The sequence below is a fragment of the Albidovulum denitrificans genome (assembly GCF_002973535.1).
Lineage (GTDB): Bacteria > Pseudomonadota > Alphaproteobacteria > Rhodobacterales > Rhodobacteraceae > Albidovulum > Albidovulum denitrificans.
The window spans coordinates 11,468-29,604 of the sequence record NZ_PVEP01000009.1 but is presented as its reverse complement, the minus strand read 5'-3'; the positions used below and the strand labels follow the sequence as shown (position 1 = coordinate 29,604).

The 18,137-nt window shown below is 64.9% G+C and carries 19 protein-coding genes; 8 read left to right on the top strand and 11 right to left on the bottom strand.

What is annotated here, in order from left to right; all coding sequences use genetic code 11:
- Positions 1-4: 4 nt before the first annotated feature.
- From LX70_RS16565 to LX70_RS16530, 8 genes are all read left to right on the top strand, one after another.
- Positions 5-907 (top strand): carbohydrate ABC transporter permease, encoded by a 903-nt coding sequence (locus LX70_RS16565; protein WP_105515923.1) that lies wholly within the window; start codon positions 5-7, stop codon positions 905-907.
- A gap of 1 nt (position 908) precedes the next feature.
- Entirely contained in the window at positions 909-1,751 is an 843-nt protein-coding gene (locus LX70_RS16560; protein ID WP_105515922.1) for a carbohydrate ABC transporter permease, read from the top strand.
- Positions 1,752-1,759: 8 nt separating this feature from the next.
- On the top strand, positions 1,760-2,824 hold the full coding sequence (locus LX70_RS16555; protein ID WP_105515921.1) for an ABC transporter ATP-binding protein: 1,065 nt from the start codon (positions 1,760-1,762) through the stop codon (positions 2,822-2,824).
- A 31-nt stretch (positions 2,825-2,855) separates the two neighbouring features.
- Entirely contained in the window at positions 2,856-3,869 is a 1,014-nt protein-coding gene (locus LX70_RS16550; RefSeq protein WP_105515920.1) for an SIS domain-containing protein, read from the top strand.
- A 1-nt stretch (position 3,870) separates the two neighbouring features.
- Positions 3,871-5,172 carry an NAD(P)/FAD-dependent oxidoreductase gene (locus LX70_RS16545; RefSeq protein WP_105515919.1) on the top strand — a complete coding sequence of 434 codons (1,302 nt, stop codon included), beginning with the start codon at positions 3,871-3,873 and terminating at the stop codon, positions 5,170-5,172.
- Positions 5,169-5,975, top strand: coding sequence for a PfkB family carbohydrate kinase (locus tag LX70_RS16540; protein WP_105515918.1), 807 nt, complete (start codon positions 5,169-5,171; stop codon positions 5,973-5,975). The genes LX70_RS16545 and LX70_RS16540 overlap by 4 nt, the downstream gene beginning before the upstream one ends.
- 80 nt (positions 5,976-6,055) lie before the next feature.
- A complete protein-coding gene (locus tag LX70_RS16535) occupies positions 6,056-7,045 on the top strand; it encodes an SIS domain-containing protein (protein WP_105515917.1) in 990 nt (329 codons plus the stop codon).
- 50 nt (positions 7,046-7,095) lie between these two features.
- The gene (locus LX70_RS16530; RefSeq protein WP_105515916.1) at positions 7,096-7,926 is read left to right on the top strand and encodes a PfkB family carbohydrate kinase; all 831 of its coding nucleotides are present in this window, start codon (positions 7,096-7,098) and stop codon (positions 7,924-7,926) included.
- 153 nt (positions 7,927-8,079) lie between these two features.
- Here LX70_RS16530 and LX70_RS16525 read toward each other — a convergent pair whose 3' ends face one another.
- The 11 genes from LX70_RS16525 to LX70_RS16475 all read right to left on the bottom strand — a co-directional run bounded on the left by LX70_RS16525 (position 8,080) and on the right by LX70_RS16475 (position 18,093).
- Positions 8,080-9,054, bottom strand: a complete 975-nt coding sequence (locus LX70_RS16525) for an ATPase, T2SS/T4P/T4SS family (protein ID WP_105515915.1) — start codon at positions 9,052-9,054, stop codon at positions 8,080-8,082.
- On the bottom strand, positions 9,054-10,376 hold the full coding sequence (locus LX70_RS16520; RefSeq protein ID WP_105515914.1) for a TrbI/VirB10 family protein: 1,323 nt from the start codon (positions 10,374-10,376) through the stop codon (positions 9,054-9,056). The genes LX70_RS16525 and LX70_RS16520 overlap by 1 nt, the downstream gene beginning before the upstream one ends.
- Position 10,377: 1 nt before the next feature.
- A complete protein-coding gene (locus LX70_RS16515; RefSeq protein ID WP_170076238.1) occupies positions 10,378-11,037 on the bottom strand; it encodes a TrbG/VirB9 family P-type conjugative transfer protein in 660 nt (219 codons plus the stop codon).
- Between the two features lie 86 nt (positions 11,038-11,123).
- On the bottom strand, positions 11,124-11,783 hold the full coding sequence (locus tag LX70_RS16510) for a VirB8 family type IV secretion system protein (protein ID WP_170076237.1): 660 nt from the start codon (positions 11,781-11,783) through the stop codon (positions 11,124-11,126).
- Positions 11,784-11,815: 32 nt separating this feature from the next.
- On the bottom strand, positions 11,816-12,835 hold the full coding sequence (locus LX70_RS16505; protein ID WP_105515911.1) for a TrbL/VirB6 family protein: 1,020 nt from the start codon (positions 12,833-12,835) through the stop codon (positions 11,816-11,818).
- A 3-nt stretch (positions 12,836-12,838) separates the two neighbouring features.
- Positions 12,839-13,345, bottom strand: a complete 507-nt coding sequence (locus LX70_RS16500; protein WP_105515910.1) for a hypothetical protein — start codon at positions 13,343-13,345, stop codon at positions 12,839-12,841.
- Positions 13,342-14,139 carry a type IV secretion system protein gene (locus LX70_RS16495; RefSeq protein ID WP_170076235.1) on the bottom strand — a complete coding sequence of 266 codons (798 nt, stop codon included), beginning with the start codon at positions 14,137-14,139 and terminating at the stop codon, positions 13,342-13,344. The genes LX70_RS16500 and LX70_RS16495 overlap by 4 nt, the downstream gene beginning before the upstream one ends.
- The gene (locus tag LX70_RS21065; RefSeq protein ID WP_211301744.1) at positions 14,129-15,187 is read right to left on the bottom strand and encodes a lytic transglycosylase domain-containing protein; all 1,059 of its coding nucleotides are present in this window, start codon (positions 15,185-15,187) and stop codon (positions 14,129-14,131) included. Before LX70_RS21065 ends, LX70_RS16495 begins: the two co-directional genes overlap by 11 nt.
- Before the next feature lie 59 nt (positions 15,188-15,246).
- Positions 15,247-15,453 (bottom strand): hypothetical protein, encoded by a 207-nt coding sequence (locus LX70_RS16485; RefSeq protein ID WP_105515907.1) that lies wholly within the window; start codon positions 15,451-15,453, stop codon positions 15,247-15,249.
- Positions 15,450-17,828 carry a VirB4 family type IV secretion/conjugal transfer ATPase gene (locus tag LX70_RS16480; RefSeq protein WP_146111632.1) on the bottom strand — a complete coding sequence of 793 codons (2,379 nt, stop codon included), beginning with the start codon at positions 17,826-17,828 and terminating at the stop codon, positions 15,450-15,452. The genes LX70_RS16485 and LX70_RS16480 overlap by 4 nt, the downstream gene beginning before the upstream one ends.
- Positions 17,818-18,093, bottom strand: a complete 276-nt coding sequence (locus tag LX70_RS16475) for a VirB3 family type IV secretion system protein (RefSeq protein ID WP_105515905.1) — start codon at positions 18,091-18,093, stop codon at positions 17,818-17,820. The genes LX70_RS16480 and LX70_RS16475 overlap by 11 nt, the downstream gene beginning before the upstream one ends.
- Positions 18,094-18,137 lie beyond the last annotated feature (44 nt).

Genomic DNA, 18,137 nt, shown 5'->3' with positions numbered 1-18,137 from the left:
ACCGATGACCGACAGGTCCGACCATAGCCGTGCGACGTGGCGGCAAAGCCTGCAAGGCTGGCTCTGGGTCGCGCCGGCGCTGCTGTTCCTGGTGATCTTCGTCTATGGACCGGCGCTGACGAACATTCGCTTCAGCCTGTTTTCCTTCTCGGCGATGTCGCTGGACTGGGACTTTGTCGGCTTGAACAACTACCTGCGCCTGTGGAGCGACCCCAAGTTCACCACCGCGCTAACCAACAACGCCGTGTACGCGGTGATCTCGGTCACCTGTCAGGTCGGCATTGCGCTGGTGCTGGCCGCCGTGTTGGAGGCACGGATCTTCCCTGACTTCTCGGCCAACCTGTTCCGAACTGCGCTGTTCCTGCCGTCGATCCTTCCCGTGGTCGTGGTTGGTCTGGTCTGGCAGCTATTGCTGACACCGACCACCGGCCTGATCGACCAGATCCTGTGGGAAACCGGGCTGGCCAGCTGGTCGCGGGCCTGGCTGGGCGAGCCGGACACCGCCATCTTTGCGGTGATCTTCGTCAGCCAGTGGCAGTGGACCGGCTACATCATGGCCCTCTTCATGGTCGCCATTCGGGCTGTGCCACGCGATCTTTACGAGGCGATGGAGATCGACGGCGCGTCGGGTGTGCAGCAGTTCTGGCATATCACCGTGCCCGGCGTGCGCGAGACGATACTGATCGTCACCATCATCACCATCCTCGGCTCGCTCAAAGTGTTCGACATCGTCTGGGTGATGACGGCGGGCGGGCCGAACCATTCGTCCGAGGTCCTGGGCACCATGATGTATCGCGCCGCCTTCCGCGACGACATGATAGGATACTCCTCGACCATCGCCACGGTGATCTTCTTCATCGCGCTGACCATCGGTCTGGTGCAGATCAAGCTGCAGAAGGACCGCTGACATGGCAACAGCGCGTTCCTTCCCCGCCCTTGCCGTGCTGAATCGCGTCATTCTCTGGGCCGTCTTCCTGACACTAGCGGTGATCTGCGTCTACCCGATGATCTGGCTGTTTCTGAACGCCTTCAAGACGACGAACGACATGTTCGCCGCCACCTGGGGCCTGCCGAAGATCTGGCACTGGGAGAACTTCTCAACCGCGTGGAACTACGGCATCTCGCGCTATCTCTTGAACTCGCTGGTCGTCACCACGGCGACGGTGGTAGTCGAGCTTTCGCTGGCCACGATGGCGGCCTATGCGCTGGTTGTGCTGAACTTCCGGGCCAAGGCGGCGATCTACACGCTGATCCTTGGGGGCGCGATCCTGCCGCCCGAGGTCAGCCTGATCCCGCTCTTCCGTGTCATGGCCGAAACCGGGCTTTACAACACCTACTTCGCACTGATCCTGCCGAACGTGGCCTTCGGGCTGCCCTTCACCACTTTCCTGATCCGCGCCTACATGACCGGCATCCCGGGCGAACTGCGCGAGGCCGCGTTGATGGACGGGGCGGGCGAGGCGCGCATCTTCCGCGAGGTCTACCTGCCGCTCTGCCGCCCTATCCTGGCCTCGGCCGGTCTGATCTCGGCGATGCGGGTCTGGAACGAGTTCATCTTCGCGCTGACCTTCGTCGAAAGCGAATCCGTCAAGACCGTAACCATCGGCGTGATGAGCTTTGCCGTCGCCCTGAGGGCCGACTGGGGCGTTCTCATGGCCGGACTGGCTCTTTCCATCCTTCCCATCCTTGCGACCTTCCTGGTCATGCAGCGCCAGTTCGTCGGCGGGCTGACCAGCGGCGCCGTCAAATGAGTTCGCCAATGGCCTACATGCAGATCAAGGGTATCGCCAAGCGATACGGAACCTATGAGGCCGTGCGCGGCATCGACATCGACATCGCCGAACGCGAGTTCGTGGTGATCGTCGGCCCGTCGGGCTGCGGCAAGTCCACGCTTCTGCGGATGATCGCGGGGCTGGAGACGATCAGCCGGGGCGACCTGGTGATCGACGGCCAGCGGATGAACGACGTGCGCCCGGCGGATCGGGGCATCGCGATGGTGTTCCAGTCCTACGCGCTTTACCCGCACAAGACCGTGGAACAGAACATGGGCTTCGCGCTGAAGGTGGCGAAGACGCCGAAGGACGAGGCCGCGCGCAAGATCGCCCGGGCGGCCGAAATCCTGCAACTTGGCCCGCTGCTGAAGCGGTTGCCGAAAGAGCTTTCCGGCGGCCAGCGCCAGCGCGTTGCCATCGGCCGGGCCATCGTGCGCAACCCCAAGGTCTTTCTCTTCGATGAGCCCCTGTCGAACCTCGATGCCAGCCTCCGGCTGCAGATGCGGATCGAACTGGCGCAGCTGCACCGCGAATTGCAGGCGACGATGGTCTACGTCACCCACGACCAGATCGAAGCGATGACGCTGGCCGACAAGATCGTCGTCTTGCGCGACGGGCTGGTCGAACAGATCGGCGCGCCGCTGGAGATCTACCGCCGCCCCGCCAACACCTTCGTCGCGGGTTTCATCGGCAGCCCGAAGATGAACCTCCTGAAGGCGCGGGTGACGGCGACCGTGGCTGGACAGGCCCGCGTCGATGCCGCCGGTCTGGTCTGCGATGTGGCGGTCGACCATCTGCCCGTGATTGGCGCCGAAGTCACCCTTGGCATCCGGCCCGAGCATCTGGCCGCCGGACCCGGTGCGCCGGTGCAGGTGCAGGCCAGTGAGCGGCTGGGCGGCGTGACCTATGCCTATGCCCGCCTGCCCGACGGCCAGAGCCTGACCGTGCAGCTGGACGGCGAGCATGACTTTGCCGCGGACGGCGGCCTGACCGTGCAGCCCCAGCCGGGCCGCGCGCATCTTTTTTCCGGCGACAGCGGCCTTCGGCTCTGATCCGCCCAACTGGTTCTCGAAAGGAAAGACCATGCTGAACTTCGACCCCGCCCGCTTCCTGCGCATCCAGACCGGGACCGTGACCATCGCCCGCGACCTTGGCGCAGTGGTCGGGCGGCTGGTGGCCGAGGGGGCCGACAGCCTCTTCTTCATGGGGTCGGGCGGCGCGGGCATCCTGATGCAGCCGGCGACCGACCTGATGCGCCGTGCGTCCAAGCTGCCCTGCCACAACGTCCTCTGCGCCGAAGTCGTGCTGACCGGCCACGTGGCGCTGGGGCCGAAGTCGGTGGTCATCATGCCGTCGCTCTCCGGCACGACCAAGGAAAGCATCGCGGCGATGGAGTACGTCAAGGCGCGCGGGGCCACCGTGATCTCGATCACCGGCCACGCCGACACGCCGCTGGCCAAGGGGGCCGACCACAGCTTTGTCAACTTTGCCGAGGACGACACCTCGTGCGAGATGTTCTACGTCACCTCGCTGGTGGCGGCCCTGGCGGCGATGCAGGCGCGGGGCGAGCGGTCGGACCTTGACCGGATCACCGGCGAACTCGCGGGCCTGCCGCAACAGCTTCTGGCAGTGAAACAAGCGTTCGAGCCGCGCGCCGATGCGCTGGCCCGGGCGATTGCCGCCGATGGCTGGCATATCATCACCGGCTCGGGCGCGGCCTGGCCCGAAGCCTACTACTACGGCATGTGCATCCTGGAAGAGATGCAGTGGATCCGCACCCGGCCGGTCCATGCCTCGGACTTCTTCCACGGCACGCTGGAACTGGTGGAAAAGGGCGTCTCGGTCTTGGTCTTCGCGGGCGAGGATGAAACCCGCCCGCTGACCGACCGGGTGATCGCCTTTGCCAAGGGGTATACCGACAAGCTGACCGTGCTCGACACCCGCGACCTGGCGACCACCGGCCTGTCGGCTGACCTGCGGGCTTTGCTGGCCCCGGCGCTTTTGGCCACCGTGCTGGAACGGCTTTCGGCGCATCTGGAGGTGATGCGGAACCACCCGCTGGTGACGCGCCGCTACTACAAGCGCGTGGCCTACTGAGATGGACGCCTTCCAGGGACACAGCGACACCCCCCTCTGGCGGGCCGAGATGGCCTTGCCACAGGTCCCCGCCTCGACGGTCGAGCCGCGCGAGGACGTGCTGGTGGTCGGCTCGGGCTTCACCGGCCTTTACACCGCGCTGCATCTGGCGCGCGGCGGACGGCAGGTCGTGGTCTGCGACGCGGGAGAGATCGGCTGGGGGTGTTCCACCCGGAACGGCGGGCAGGTTTCCTCGGAAATGAAGCCGGACCTGGACGATTTCATCGCGAAGTATGGCGAGGATCGTGCGCGGGCCATCCTGTCGACCGGGATCGAAGCGCATCGTCACTTGCGCCGGTTCGTGGCGGAAGAGGGCATCGCCTGCAATTACAGCGTCTGCGGCCATTTCATCGGCGCGCATCGCCCCGACCGGATGGAGGGCCTGCGCCACTTCCTGCGCCAGAATGCACGGCTCGGGGTAGAGGGAGAGGAAATCCCGAAGGCCCGTGTCAGCGATTTCGTCGCCTCGCCGCAGTTTCATGGCGGGGTGCATCTGCCGGACTGGGCCAGCCTGCACCCCGGGCGGCTGGTCGCGGAACTCGTGCGGCTCTGCCTTGCGGCAGGTGTGCGCTTTGCGCCCAAGACCCGGGTGTCGCAGATCGAGGACCAGGGCGACCACATCACCTGTCTTGCCGGAATCCGCACGGTCCGCGCAGCACACCTGGTGATGGCAACCGACGGCTACACCGACGGCGCGTCAAAGTGGATGCGGCGGCGGGTGGTGTCGCTGGCCTCGGTGGTGACGGCGACCGAAGCGATGGACCCTGCAGCGGTTCGTGCGCTCTATCCCCGGGCGTCGATGGTCTATGACACCCGGATGAACGTGACCTATCACCGGCCCTCGCCCGACGGCGACCGGGTGGTGATTGGCACCGTGGTTCCGGTGAAGGTGGACGATGTCGCGGCCTGCCTGCCGCGGGTGCGTCGCAACATCCTTCGGCTCTTCCCGCAGCTGGAGGGCGTGAAGATCGCCCATGTCTGGACCGGCTTTGTCGGCGCCACCTTCAGCCACCTGCCGCATGTCGGGCTGCACGGCCGTATGGGTTATGCCATCGGTTACAACGGCACCGGCGTCGCCATGTCGTCCTACCTTGGGATGAAGCTGGCGCAGAAGATGCTGGGCAAGGGCGGCGAGACCGCGCTTGACGGGCTGGAGCTGGAAACACGCCCCTTCTTCCACGGCCAGACCTGGTATCGCCGCCCGGTCCTTGCCTGGCATGACCTGAAGGACAACATGGCCTCGCGCGGGGCGACGATCGGATGACCACGTTCGACCTGATAGCCCTGGGCGACAACTGCATCGACCGGCTGACCGGTGCGGTCACGGCTGATCTGGTGGGTGGCAATGCCGTCAACGTCGCGGTGCAGACGGCCATGCTTGGCCTGAGCACGGCCTATTGCGGGGCCGTGGGGCCGACAGGAGAGGCCGACGGCGACCGGGTGCTTGCCGCGCTGGCCGTGAAGGATGTGGATGTATCGCTGGTGGAACGGCGCCAGCCGCCGACCTCCGTCACCTGCCTGACCGTTGCCCCTGACGGAAACCGCACCATCCTGACCGAGGATTTCGGGGCTTGCGCGGGCTGGGTGCCCGATGCCGCCCGCCTGCGTGCGCTCTCGGCGGCCCGGCATGTCCATATCGGCTGGCTGCAGGATGGCGGCCATGCGCGCCGGGTGCTGGCGCGTGACGGGGTCAGCCTGTCGCAGGATGTCTCGGTGAACGCGGCGCCGGAGGATCTGGATGTGGAGGGGCTGACCATCGCCTTTGCTTCGTTGTCCGAAGCGCAGGCCGACCATGCCGAGGCGCGCGCTGCGGAACTGGTGGCGCAAGGCGCAAAGGGGGCCGTCGTCACGCTGGGCGCACGGGGCAGTCTTGCCCTGATCGGCGGACAGACTTTCCGCGCCGCTGCCCCGGCGATCACCCCAGTCGACACCACCGGCGCTGGCGACGCTTACATCGCGGGCTTTCTGGCCGCGCGTCTCAACGGGGCCTCGGTGCCCAAGGCCATGGCAGCGGGCCACACCTGCGCTGCCGCCTGCTGTGGCCATCCGGGGGGCTTTCCCCAGTAGCGCCCAACCCATTGCCGACCTGCCGCCCCCCGGAACGCCGTTTCCGGGACCGGCCCAACCTTGCCTGATGAGAGGACCAGATGACCGACAAACCCTTCCCGACCGAGGCGCAGATCGCCGCCGCTCTTGCCGCCGCAAAGGCCCGGCCTGCACTGACCGAGATCTATTTCGTCGCCTGCGGCGGGTCCTATGCGCTGATGCTGCCGAACCAGTATGCGGTCGACCGCCATGCGAAAACCATCGCCGGCCACGCGCTGAACGCCGCCGAGTTCATGGCCCGCAACCCGGCACGGCTGGGGCCAACCTCGGCTGTGATCCTGTGTTCGCACTCCGGCACCACGCCTGAAACGGTCGACGCCGCCCGCTTCGCCCGTGCCAAGGGCGCGCTGACCATCGCGCTGACCAATCTGCCCGGCAGCCCGCTGGATGAAGCGGTTGAGTTCCCAGTCTATTACACCCACGCCCCCAAGACGTTCGCGCCCGACCATTCCGCCGCCGTCATGGCCCGACTGACCTTCGGCATCCTGGCCGCACGTGAAGGCAACCCCCTGGCGCAGAAGCTGGACACGGCGCTGACCGCCCTTCCGGCCCTGATCGACAGCGCCATAGCCGCCCACGCCGACCGCATCGCGACCTTCGCCGAAGCGATGAAACGCGAGCCAGTGATCTACACGATGGGTGCCGGGGCCAACTATGCGACGGCCTACTCCTACGCGATCTGCATCTTCCAGGAGATGCAGTGGATCCATTCCGCCGGCATCCACGCGGGCGAATACTTCCACGGACCCTTCGAGATCACCGATTTCGACGTGCCCTTCATCGTGCTGCGCGGCCTTGGCGCAAGCCGCAAGATGGATGACCGGGGGTTGGATTTCGTGACTAAGTACAGCCAGCGCGTGACCACGCTCTGCGCCGAGGAACTGGGCCTCGGCGTGATCGATCCCGAGGTCGTGGAACATGTCGAGCACATGGCCTTCGGCACGCTCCTGCGCGTCTATTGCGACAAGCTGGCCGACAGCCGCGGCCATCCGCTGACCGTGCGGCGCTACATGTGGAAGATGGACTATTGACGAAAGGTCAGGGGGCGGGCCAGTCCTGCCCCCTCCAGGACGGAGCCAGCATGACGAACGGACTTCTCTGCATCGGCGACAATGTCGTCGACCTCTACCTTGACCGGGGCGAGTTCTTCCCCGGCGGCAACGCGCTGAACGTGGCCGTTCTGGCCCGCCGCTTCGGGCTTTCCGACGTGGCCTACATGGGCATCGTCGGGAATGACCGTGAGGGCGATCATGTCCGCGCCTGCATGGCCGCCGAAGGCCTCTCGACCGCCCATCTGCGCCGGGTAGAAGGGCCGAACGGCAAGGCGCAGGTCACGCATGATGCGGACGGAGACCGGGTCTTCGTCGCGTCGAACCGGGGCGGCATCCGGCGCAAGCTGATGCTCAGGATGGACGAGGATGACCTCGCGCTGATCGCGGCGAAGGGCCATGTCCATTCCAGCTGCTTCAGCTATCTGGAACCCGAACTGCCCCGCATCCGGGCTTCTGCGCGCGAGGTGTCCTTCGATTTCTCGACCCTGCACGACCCGGCCTATCTGGAGCAGGTCTGCCCCCATGTGACCACCGCCTTCCTCTCCGGCGCCGGGCTGCAGGACACCGCGGTCAGCGCCCTCATCGGGCAGGTTCTCGATCTTGGGCCGGACACCGTCTGCGTGACGCGCGGCGACAAGGGGGCAGTCTGGGCCAATGGTCAGACCCGCATCGAACAGCCAATTGTGCCCGCCACGGTGGTCGACACGATGGGCGCAGGCGATGCCTTCATCGCGGGCTACCTTGTGGCGAGATTGCGCGGAGATACTCCAGAACAGGTTCTCCAACATGCCGCCTTCTGCGCAGCGAAAGCCTGCGGATGGGAAGGCGCATGGGGCTATCCGCTCGCAGACATTCCATAGCCCACCGCCGATTTCATTGACCTGCTTTGGTGCTCGTCAGACGTTCGATGGTTCGGACCGGCAGCGAGTTGCATCCGCCAACGCTGGGCGAAGATGCTCTTGAACGTTGACGTATGCAAGGCGCGAAGGTCCGCTTTCCGCCCTTCGCGATCCTCAAAGGCACAGTATCTCCGCCACCCCACGCCGCCCGCCTTCCCTCGAAAGCTGCACCACCAAATCCACGCTCCCCTCGCAGTACCGCTTCACCTCCTCGAAGCCCATGCCCAGCCCGGCGGCCATGACCATGATTGCCAACCGATCAATCGCCTTCCGTGCTGTGTCTGCATGGATTGTTGTGAACGACCCACCGTGCCCAGTGTTGATCGCTTCGAGAAAGGTCCGGCTTTCCTCGCCCCGCAGTTCGCCCAGAATGATCCGATCCGGCCGCATCCGGAGCGACGCTTCCAGCAGCCGCGCAGGCGTCCGTTCACCTTGGGCACTACGATCCGCCTTGAGTGCGACCGCGTTCTCCTGACGGGGAAACAGCTCGTAGGCATCCTCGATGGTCAGAATCCGCTCCGCCGGGTCCACCATCGACAACAGCGACCGAGCGAAGGTCGTCTTGCCGGTGGATGTCCCGCCAGAGATCAGGATGTTCATGCGCACTTCGACACAAAGCCGCATGGCCTCGACGACCTGCCCGGCCTCGACCAGTTTCATCGCCTCCCCTGCCCTTTCCCGACGCTTGGCGTCGAGGTCAACGAGACCACTATGCAAGAGCCGTGGCTCGATCAGCTGATCGGCCGCGACCTTGAACGGCCGGAAGGTGATGGCCATCCCGCCTTCCACGATGGGCGGTGCAACAATCTGCGCCCGGATCGCCATGTCGCCCCAGACGATCTTTCCGGAGACGGTCGGCTTCCTGTCGGAGAACTGCACGCCGACGGCAGAAGCAATGGCCTGGCCAAGGTTGGACGACAGGGTCCGGTCGATGGACAAATGCGCGACCCGCTCCATGTGCGTCGCGCCCTTCCGCTCGATCCAGACCTTTCCGTCGGGGTTGATTGCCACCTCCAACAGATCGTCTCGCATAAACAGGGGTGCAATCGGGGTCAGGTAGGTGCCGAGGAAACTCGGCCGATCATCCATCACCAGATTTCCAGATCGCGATCGACCATGACCGTGATTGCGGCTCCAGGGGCTACCGTGATGATCGGCGGCAGGCTCGTGTAGGCCTCGACCGCTGAGCCCATGGCAACGCTCAGGTCCTCGCCTATGCTCTCGGCCGTGTCGGAACTGATCTCGTCGGTGTATTTCGCGGCGGCGATGGCGGGGGCGGCCCCGAGAAGGGAAATGAGCGCAGCCGACCCGAACCGCGCACCGAAGCGCGTGTTGACCTTGCCGGTGAGGCCGGAGCGTCCTTGGGCATCGCCACCGAAAGCTTCCATCTGCACGGACTGCCCATCCGGGGTGACAAGCCGTGTCCAGGCCACAAGAATGCGGCCCTGGCCGATGGCCACGTCCGAGGAATAATCACCGAAGAGGCGCGATCCGGCGGGGATCAGGATCTGCGCCTGATCGAAGGACCAGACCGGCCGGGTTACGATCGCTGTAATCTGGCCAGGCAGGCTCGAGTCGACTGCATTCTCGAGGGTCGCTTCGATCATCGTGCCCTGAAGGACGGTGTTCGACGGATTGGCGATCACCTGGCTCACTTCGGTGGCGGTGGCTTCCCTCCCTGACTGCACGAAATCCCGACCTGCCGCATCTCGGCCCTCGGCTGCGGCCTCGGGCATCCCCATACCGGCATCCCCCGCGCCACCCTTCTGACCATCGTCGAAGACGACCGAAGGCGAGGCCACGCGGGCAGCAAGCTGCGCTTCGCGCTCGGCACGCTTGGCCGCGAGCTCAGCCTCGCGTTGGGCTTCCGCAGCGCCCGCGGTGTCGGCGCTTGCTTTCAGGACGGCGATCTCCTGATCAAACTGCCGCCGCATGTCTTCCATCAGGGCGAGGTTCTGCGACTGCGCCTCTTCGAGGGCGAGCGCCAGTTCCTTCGCGGTCTGGTCCTTCTCGGCATCAGCCCTGTCGGCAAGATCACCCAGTTCGCGTTGTAGCCGTTCGACCTCGGACTGGAGCGTGGCGTTCCGCGCTTCCAGGTCTTCGCGCTGTGAGGCCAGTTCGCCTTCGATGTCAGAAAATCCATCCCCGGTGGCCTTCGATTCCGGTCCCGGCTCAATCGCTCCGAAGGGCGAGCCGCCCGCCTGATCCTGGAATTCTTCGACGGCTGAGGTCTCCACATTGGGGATGGCGCGGCTGGAAGGCCAGACCGTCCAGAGCGCCGCAAGGCTCGCGCCTGCCAACAGTGCGCCCATGCCAAGCATTTGCTGCCGGGTCATCTTCGGCTTGGGCCGCTCAACCTTGTAGTCCGGCTCAGTGTCCGTCTGCGGATCGGTCATTTGGGGATCAGCCATGTCAGAACTCCCACCCCTGAAGCTTGGCGAGCAGGGCCGGATCGGTGGTCACGCCGCCATCCACCCGCTCGATGCAAAGGACCTGCGTGCCGATCCGGATCGAATAGGCGGAGCGCAGCCCCGAGACGCGGACGATGCTGCCCCGCGTGCCGGAGTTCAGCGTCACCTCGCGGCCCGTCGCATCGACGCCGAAGATCGAGGGCCGAAGACCCGGTGCGAAGGCGAAGTACGTCGCTTGCCCATCGTTCCAGATATGGACGGGTTTCAGGGTCTCGTCGCCCGACCAGGCATAGCCGATGTCGCGCGACCCTGCCGCCACGGTGGTACGGGTCGTCCGGCTTGTGCCGGTCTCGGGATAGCGCAGGACCAGCCGATAGGTCGGGTTGCGAGACCGGCCCTCGCTGATCGACAACGAGATTGTGCGCCGCCCTGTGTAGATCGTCATGTTGGTCTCGGCCCCGGGGATCAACGGCTTCACGGACACCGTGGTCCGGTTCGAGAGCACCTCGACCTCGAAGGCCTCGCTGTCGCCGAGAAGGACGGAATCGATCCTCTCGCCTGCGCCCAATTCGATGGCGGTGTTCACGCGCAGATGCGTGTCGAGCCGAATGACATCGACGGGGTTGTAGAGGACCGACCGGACACGAGCGTCAGCGCCCATCGACGCGGGGGCGACTTCGGCGTGGGCAACACTCGCGACGCCAAGAGCGCATACAAAGGCAATCCCTGAGAGGAGGAGAGAGCGGCTCATGGATTGGTCTCCAGGGTTTCGGCGTCGACGCGGTAGGCCGAGACGGTGAAGCCGAGCGGGTTTTCCCAGACATGGGCGAGGGAGCGCTCGGTCTTCGGCGCGAAGGCGAACTCGACCGTGGCGACGAAGGGCTGGGTCACCGGCTCCTGCTTCGTCTTGCGCAGGGTTTTCAGGAAACGGATCTGGGCGACGTTCGGCGAAAGGAACGTGATCCGGCGCACGGTCACCGTGACTTCCGCACCGGGCCCATAGACATCGGGCGGATAGGCAGAATTGCCGCCGCCCTTCGACCAGAGAAGTCGCAGACTTTCCTCCGCGCCCCCTGTGGAGCGGCGCTGGACGCTCTCGAGCCGGGCTTGAATGCCTGCGAGGAAATAGCCTTCGCGATCTGAGACGTAAGCCACGAGGAGGCTTTGCTTCAGCGCTTCCTGGTCCTCGATCCCGGTCGGGGCGACCTGCAGGATGTTTTCGGCGTCACCCGTCTGCCGATCGACGAGGACGGTGAAGACCTGGGTTTCCCGCAAAGGCAGGACGAGTACCAGTGCGGTTGCAAGGATCAGGCTCAGCCCGCCCGCGGCACTCGCGACAATCCAGGCGCGCCGGGCCGAGAGGCGGGGCTCCAGCACGAGATCGACATCAAATCCATGCGCCTCCATGGGCGGTCCTCCACTTCTCGAATTCTGTGGCATCAGCTTCTGTCCGGTGTCCGGCTGGCGAGTCGCATCGCGGTCTGCACGGCGGACCGCCCGATCTGTCCGGCGGTGTTCCCGTTCAGGCGAGCATCTGACGGACGGCGACCGCCGGCGTCGAGACCAGCCGCTCCCCGGCCCGCGCCGATCCCCGACGCGATGCCCGTGCGTCCATAGCCCTTGACGCTGTCCGCTGTGCGGAAGGTTGAAGCTGCGACGCTGCCAAGACCGGTCGCGGTCGACGCGAGGGATTGCGCGATCGTCGGCACCATGGCCATGAGGCCGGTGCCGAGCATCATGACCACCACGAAGCTCAAGACATCGCCAATAGTCTCGACTGAGGCCAGGGAGGCCGGGGTGAGGTCCTCCGCGATGTAGATCGTGAAGGCAGCCATTCCGGACGTCAGCATCGGGTAGAGTGCGAAGCCGAGGGCGAGGTTCACCCATCGGTCAAAGAGCGGGGCAGTGACCTTGAAGAGCGTGCAGGCAATGGCCACGGGTGCGAAGATGACAAGGACACCGATCATGATCTTCGCGGCCGAGATCACGATGATCGATACGGTCGCCATGAGGGCTGCCACCAGGAACATAAGGAGGCCCGCAAGGGCACCGGTAATGTAGCTGCCGTTCTGGCTGATCGCCTGACCCACATCGAGGGCTTGCAGGTAAAGGGCATCGAGCCCCTCGTAGAGATCGCCCGATCCATCCCCGAAGGCGTTCATCACGACAGCTCCGATTTCACTCGGGGCGTTAGTCAAAACGACGTAAACCGAATTGAAGTTCGTCCAGGATGATAGGAATGCCGAGGCAACCGCGATCCGAACCATCAGGCCGAGCCCGTTGCGCAGTGTCATCGGCACAGCTTGTGCCATCAGGTTGATCCCGACCAGAGCCACCACCAAGACCGACCCGACCCGGAAGACCGGCACAATCTCGGCTGCCACAGCATAAAATGCTGTAGCGCCAACCGCTGTTGCGGCGGCATCGACCTGGGTCAGAATGTCGGCGATGATGGCCATGGATCACTTGGCCCGGCAGCTTTGCTCAAGCTCGCGAAACCGCGCCTCGGTTGCACGCCGATCTTCATCGCGGATACGTTCCAGCGCCGGGCGGTCTGCATCGGTCAGTTCTGCCGTCGACTTGCCCAAGGCGGCCGTTACAAAGGCGTCGAAGCTGAAGCCGTCGAAGAGGCAAGCGCAGGAGCCTTCTTCAAGCCGCCGAGACATCGCCACGCGAAAATAGGCCTGCCGAGCCACTGCGCGGAACTTCCAATCGGTGATCCCCTCGGGCAAGTCGATCACCTCTTCGCAGGAAGGCCAGTCAGCTGCAGCAAAGATGCCGGTACCGCGCCGCTGCATCTCGGTCAGAAGGTAGAGAGCAGCATCAGCATCCTGCGCCACTACCGCTTCCCGGGTTTCTTCGATCAGCTGAATGTCGCTGAAAGTGGCGATGTCTTCTGCCGCAGCCATGTTGGCAAGGCAGATGAGGGCAGAAACCGCCGCGACCTTGTGAGACGTCCGCCGCATCATTCGGCCCCCGAGTAGTCGAAGAAGCTCTTTTCCTTGGCCTGCTCTGCGGCCCAGTTGACGCCGGTCTGGCCGGCAGCGAGCCCCGCGGCCGCGTTCAGACGCCACATCTGGCCGAGCATGTAGTTGGTCTCGGCCGCCATCCGGGTGTTGAGGTCGATGCTTTCCTTCAGGCCCTCCTGATTGGCGATTTCCGCCACCAAACCGTCGATCCGCGCGAGACTTTGGGCGGCTTCCTCATAGGAAAGCTGCGCCACGCCCATGGCCGTGGCACTCGTCGCTGCGGTCGTCGCGATGAGCTTGTCCTGCGGGTTCTCCGATGACGACAGCCCGGCAAGAGTTTCCGAAGTGAGCCCGGCCCCTTCCAGCGTGTCGCGCATGTATTCGGCGGCCATCTTGTCGCCCATGGTCACATTGCCATCGAGAAGGCTGTCCAGAAGCCCGTCGAAATCCCCGATGGTCAGCGCATCCTGGAAGCCGGAAAGGTCGGTGATCTTGGCCGCCCGCGAACGCAGGTCCTCCATCGAATTGTAAAGGCTCGCGATCTCGTTCAGGCCCGAGATCGACCCAAGGATGCCTTCGAGGTTGGTCAGCTGCTCGAGACCGGTCTCGACCTGTTTTTTCAACTCCTCGATCTGCGCGATCTGGTTTTCGGCATCGCGGAGGGCTGCCTGCAGCTGCTCGATGTTCTTGGCGAGGTTGGTGCCGTCGATGACGGGCACGCCTTGGGCGAAGGCTGCTGACCCGATAAGAGAAAAGCACAGCGCCGCTGTCGCGGCCGTGATGTTACGGTGCATCCGAATACTCCCAGAATGTCGTGTATTGCAGGGCTTGCGCGGCATCCGAGAGCCCACGGGCCGCCTCGACCTTGACGGCACCGGCGCGCAGCCGCAGCGTCAGGGCCATGAGGCGCGCGCGCTCGGCGAGCATGTAGGTGTTCTGGTCGACCGCCTGTTTCGGGGTCTGGGGCTTGGCCTCTGCCAGGAACCCCTTGATCCGGGCCATCGCCGCCTCGATCTGCCCCGACTGCTGGCCGGAATAGCCGATGAAGGCCGAGGACATATTGCCCCATTCGGCACTTGCACCCTCCACCCCCGCCAAAGTGCCGGTTACGTCCGCGCCAGTGATCACCGAGAGGTAGGCGTCGTAGTAGCCCGAGATCCTGCGGACGTAGTTCTGGGTTTCCTCGAAAGGTGGGATGCCACCGTATTTCTGGACGTTGCCGGGCCCTGCGTTATAGGCCGCGAGGGCGAAGTCGATCCGGCCGAAGCTGTTGAGCTGGGTCGCGAGATAGCGTGCGCCACCATCGAGGTTCTGCAGCGGGTCGGTCGGATCGACGCCGAGATCAGCGGCGGTGCCGGGCATCAACTGGCAAAAGCCCATGGCCCCGACCGGGCTGATGGCTGCATTTGAGAACCCGCTCTCCTGCTTCACCAGCGACTGGAGGAGAATGCGCCAGGTCGTGGGCGTGAGCCCGACCTTCTCGACGCCGGGATGAGTCTCATAGCGCGCCGCCGTCGCGATGATCATCGCCTCGACCGTCTCGCCTTCCCCGAAGAGCCGCTGGCTTTCCGGGCTTGCCTCCTCAATGGGATAGACCTCGTCAGCAGGAGGGAAGGTTCCCGTCCCCATCTCGAAGCCGCTGAGGTCGGTCACGCCGGTCGTGTCTGCGAGGAAACGCTCATAGGCGGCCAGCTGCTCGTCTTCGATCTCGCTGAGCTCGGAGCGTGTGCTGAGTTTCTCCCCCTGCTTCACCGCGTCCTCGGCCTGTTCGACGAGGCGTGAGATGAAATTCGACAGCCGCGAGCCGTCGATGATCGGCACTCCCTGGGCCAGGAGGCCCATGGGCACCGCAGTGCCGAGGAGAAGCCCGAGAAGGAGGGGGGCACAACGCATGGGGTGGCTCAGTTCGCGCAATGGGCGTCGGGGGCGTTCATCGTCGAGACGATGACTGTCGTGCCATCGCTTTGCTCCCGCGCCGCGAAGTATTTGCCCTCGGCGCGAAACTGACCGTGGCACGGGGAGACGGCCCCTGTCTCGACGCCAGCACAGGCGGAGAGGAGGGTGAACCCGAGAAGGGAAAGGGGGATCAAGTGGTTGTGTCGGGTCACGTCATGTCCTTCCAGAAATCAGGGCTGTCGCGCCAGCCATAGGGGGCACGGTCTTCGCCGGATCGGCCACCGCCAAGAACGGCGAGCGCGGGCCCGAGGGTGGCCAGGTCCATGTTCACGAAGACCGAGTCCCCGGCCGAGCGCAGGAGGGCGAGGCGCAGGCCACCCGTGGGCGTGCAGAGGAACTCGGCCTCTTTCTCGTTCAGCCGCAGGATCCGGTAATCTTCGGGGTTGGCGCGCGGGTTCGGGTAGAGAAGCTGCGTCACCACGCTTTCCGCGATGATCTGGCCGACCTTGACCCGGGTCAGATGGGTCGGTGTCTGGGTCAGCATCATCACCACGGCATTCTTCTTCCGCATGGTGACGAGCCAGTCATGCAGGCGCTTTTCGAAGATCGGATCGTCGAGCATCTTCCAGGCTTCATCGATGACGATGAGGGTCGGACGGCGATCCTCGATCACTCGCTCGATGCGGCGGAAGAGATAGGCGAGAAGTGCCGAGCGTTCCGTCCCAAGATCGAGGATCTCCGACATGTCGATGCCGACCACATCCTCGGAAAGGCTGATCTGGGATGTGGCCCCCGGTCCAAAGAGCCAGCCATGCCGACCCCCCTGCCCCCATTCGCGGACCCGGCCGACAAGGTCACCCTCGTCGTCGGTTGAGGCCACGAGGGTGGCCAAGCCATCGAAGGTCCGGAGCCGTGGATCGGCCGAAACGATCTGACGGACAGCGGCGTTGAGGCTGACGGTTTGGGCGGTCTCGAAGGCGCGCGAACCTGCGAGGATGTCACCCAGCCAATCGGTGAGCCAGGCTGCTCCGCGCTCATCAGTCTCGGTCTGGAACGGATTGAGACCTGTCGCCTCGCCGATCCGGATCGCGGAATAGCTGCCACCCAGAGCGCGCACGGCCATCTCGAGGCCTCGGTCCTTGTCGATGACGAGGACGCGGGCATGAACCCGCCGCGCCTGCGCCATCAAGAAGGCTGTGCCGAGGGTCTTGCCCGACCCCGTGCGGCCCAATACCAACGTGTGGCCGGCACTCGGCTCGGCACCGCGCTCGCCCTTGTCGTGGAAATTGAAGCGGTAGAGGCTCGAGGTCACCGTCGGCAGCGCCGTGATCGTCTCGCCCCACGGGGACTGTACCTTTGAACGACCTTCCGTCACCCGGTGGAGCGCCGCGAGGTGTGCGAAGTTCTGGGCTGACAAAAGTGCTGTGCGTGGACGATAGGCCCAGTTACCCGGGGCTTGGGCAAACCATGCCGCGCGGGCTGCGAAACTCTCGCGCACTAATGTCGCCCCGCAATCCTGTCCGGCGCGCCATACCTCGGAGGCGGCCTCTTCCAGCTGTTCCGGGCTCTCGGCCGTGACCATGACCGTCAGGTGATGCTTGCCAAAGACCTGTCGACCTGAGGCGACGTTGTCTGCGGCTTCATAGAGCTCCTGACGCAGGGTTTCGGCGGCATCCTCGGAGGCACGCATCTGGCGCGCCGTGCGCTTGATGCGCTCTTCGATCTCGTTGTTGCGGGCGGGCGTGAAGCTGTTGGTGATGACGATGTCGTAGGGCAGTTCCAGCGCGTCCAGCATCCGTGCCCAGGTACGGGCCGGATAGGACTTAACGCCGAAGATCGTCCCGAAGCGCTGCCCGGCGCCGCTATCGATCTCCACCCGTTTGCCAGAAAAGGTCATCTGCAATGACGCGACGGCCTCGGCAAGAAACCGGCCGCGCATCGGAAGGACTTTAGCCATCGGCTGCCCGAGAATTACGCCAAGGAGACCTAGCCATTCCCCCGAAGAAACGGTCAGGCGCCGGAAGCCCAGACCTTGGCAAGCACCGGCCAAGAGCCCCATAGCTTCATTCAGGCGTTCGATCCGCTGGCCAAGATTACCCGTGAACGCCGCTTTGAAAAGAGCGCCAATCAGCGGTGCACGTTTCAGCGCAGTGGGACGCAGTATGAGGGAGATCACCAGCACCCGGCGTTTCAGGGTGCGGGCGCGAAGATGCGCCTGCCAGCGGGCATCGACCGTCGCCGCGAACGCCTCCCCGGAACCCTCACCATCGAAGGGTTTCAGATGTGGGGCGTCTGGCAGGGTCAGCTTGGAGACGTGTAACCCGAACCCTTCGCCCAGCTGGCCGATCAGCCGCGCGAGCGAAGTGGTCGCAAGCGAGAGGTCCCCCTCGTCCGTCGTGAAACTGTCCTGCCCTTCGACCACGGCCGAGGCGATCAGGTCACCCTGCCGGGTCAGGATCAAATTGTCCGCGGGTGCGGAGAGCCAAGGCAAGTGACGGGCGAGGGTTTCGGCCGCGAGATCCTCAGGTCGCAAGACTGATCGTAGCGCCGGCGTGGCCGGGAAGAGAGACTTGAGGTCAGCTGACATGGCGATCTCCGCCAAAGGCTGACTTGCCCCGTGTGCGGGGGGTCCGGGAAAAGACCACCGCGATGGTCTCGAAAAGGTTTGGATTGCGGTCTGCCACGAACCACAGGACCGGATAGCCGATGACGCCGATCAGCAGAAACCGCCAATCGTTGGCGCCCACGAAGGGAATGACCGAGCCCAGCATCAGGCTCACGAAATAGCCGATGGGCAGGCCGAATATCTTCGGCGGCCGGGTGAGGCCGAGGAACAGGGGCGCGTCATACATGGGGAACATCCGAGGGATCGGCCAAGCCGGGTGTGCGATGCCAC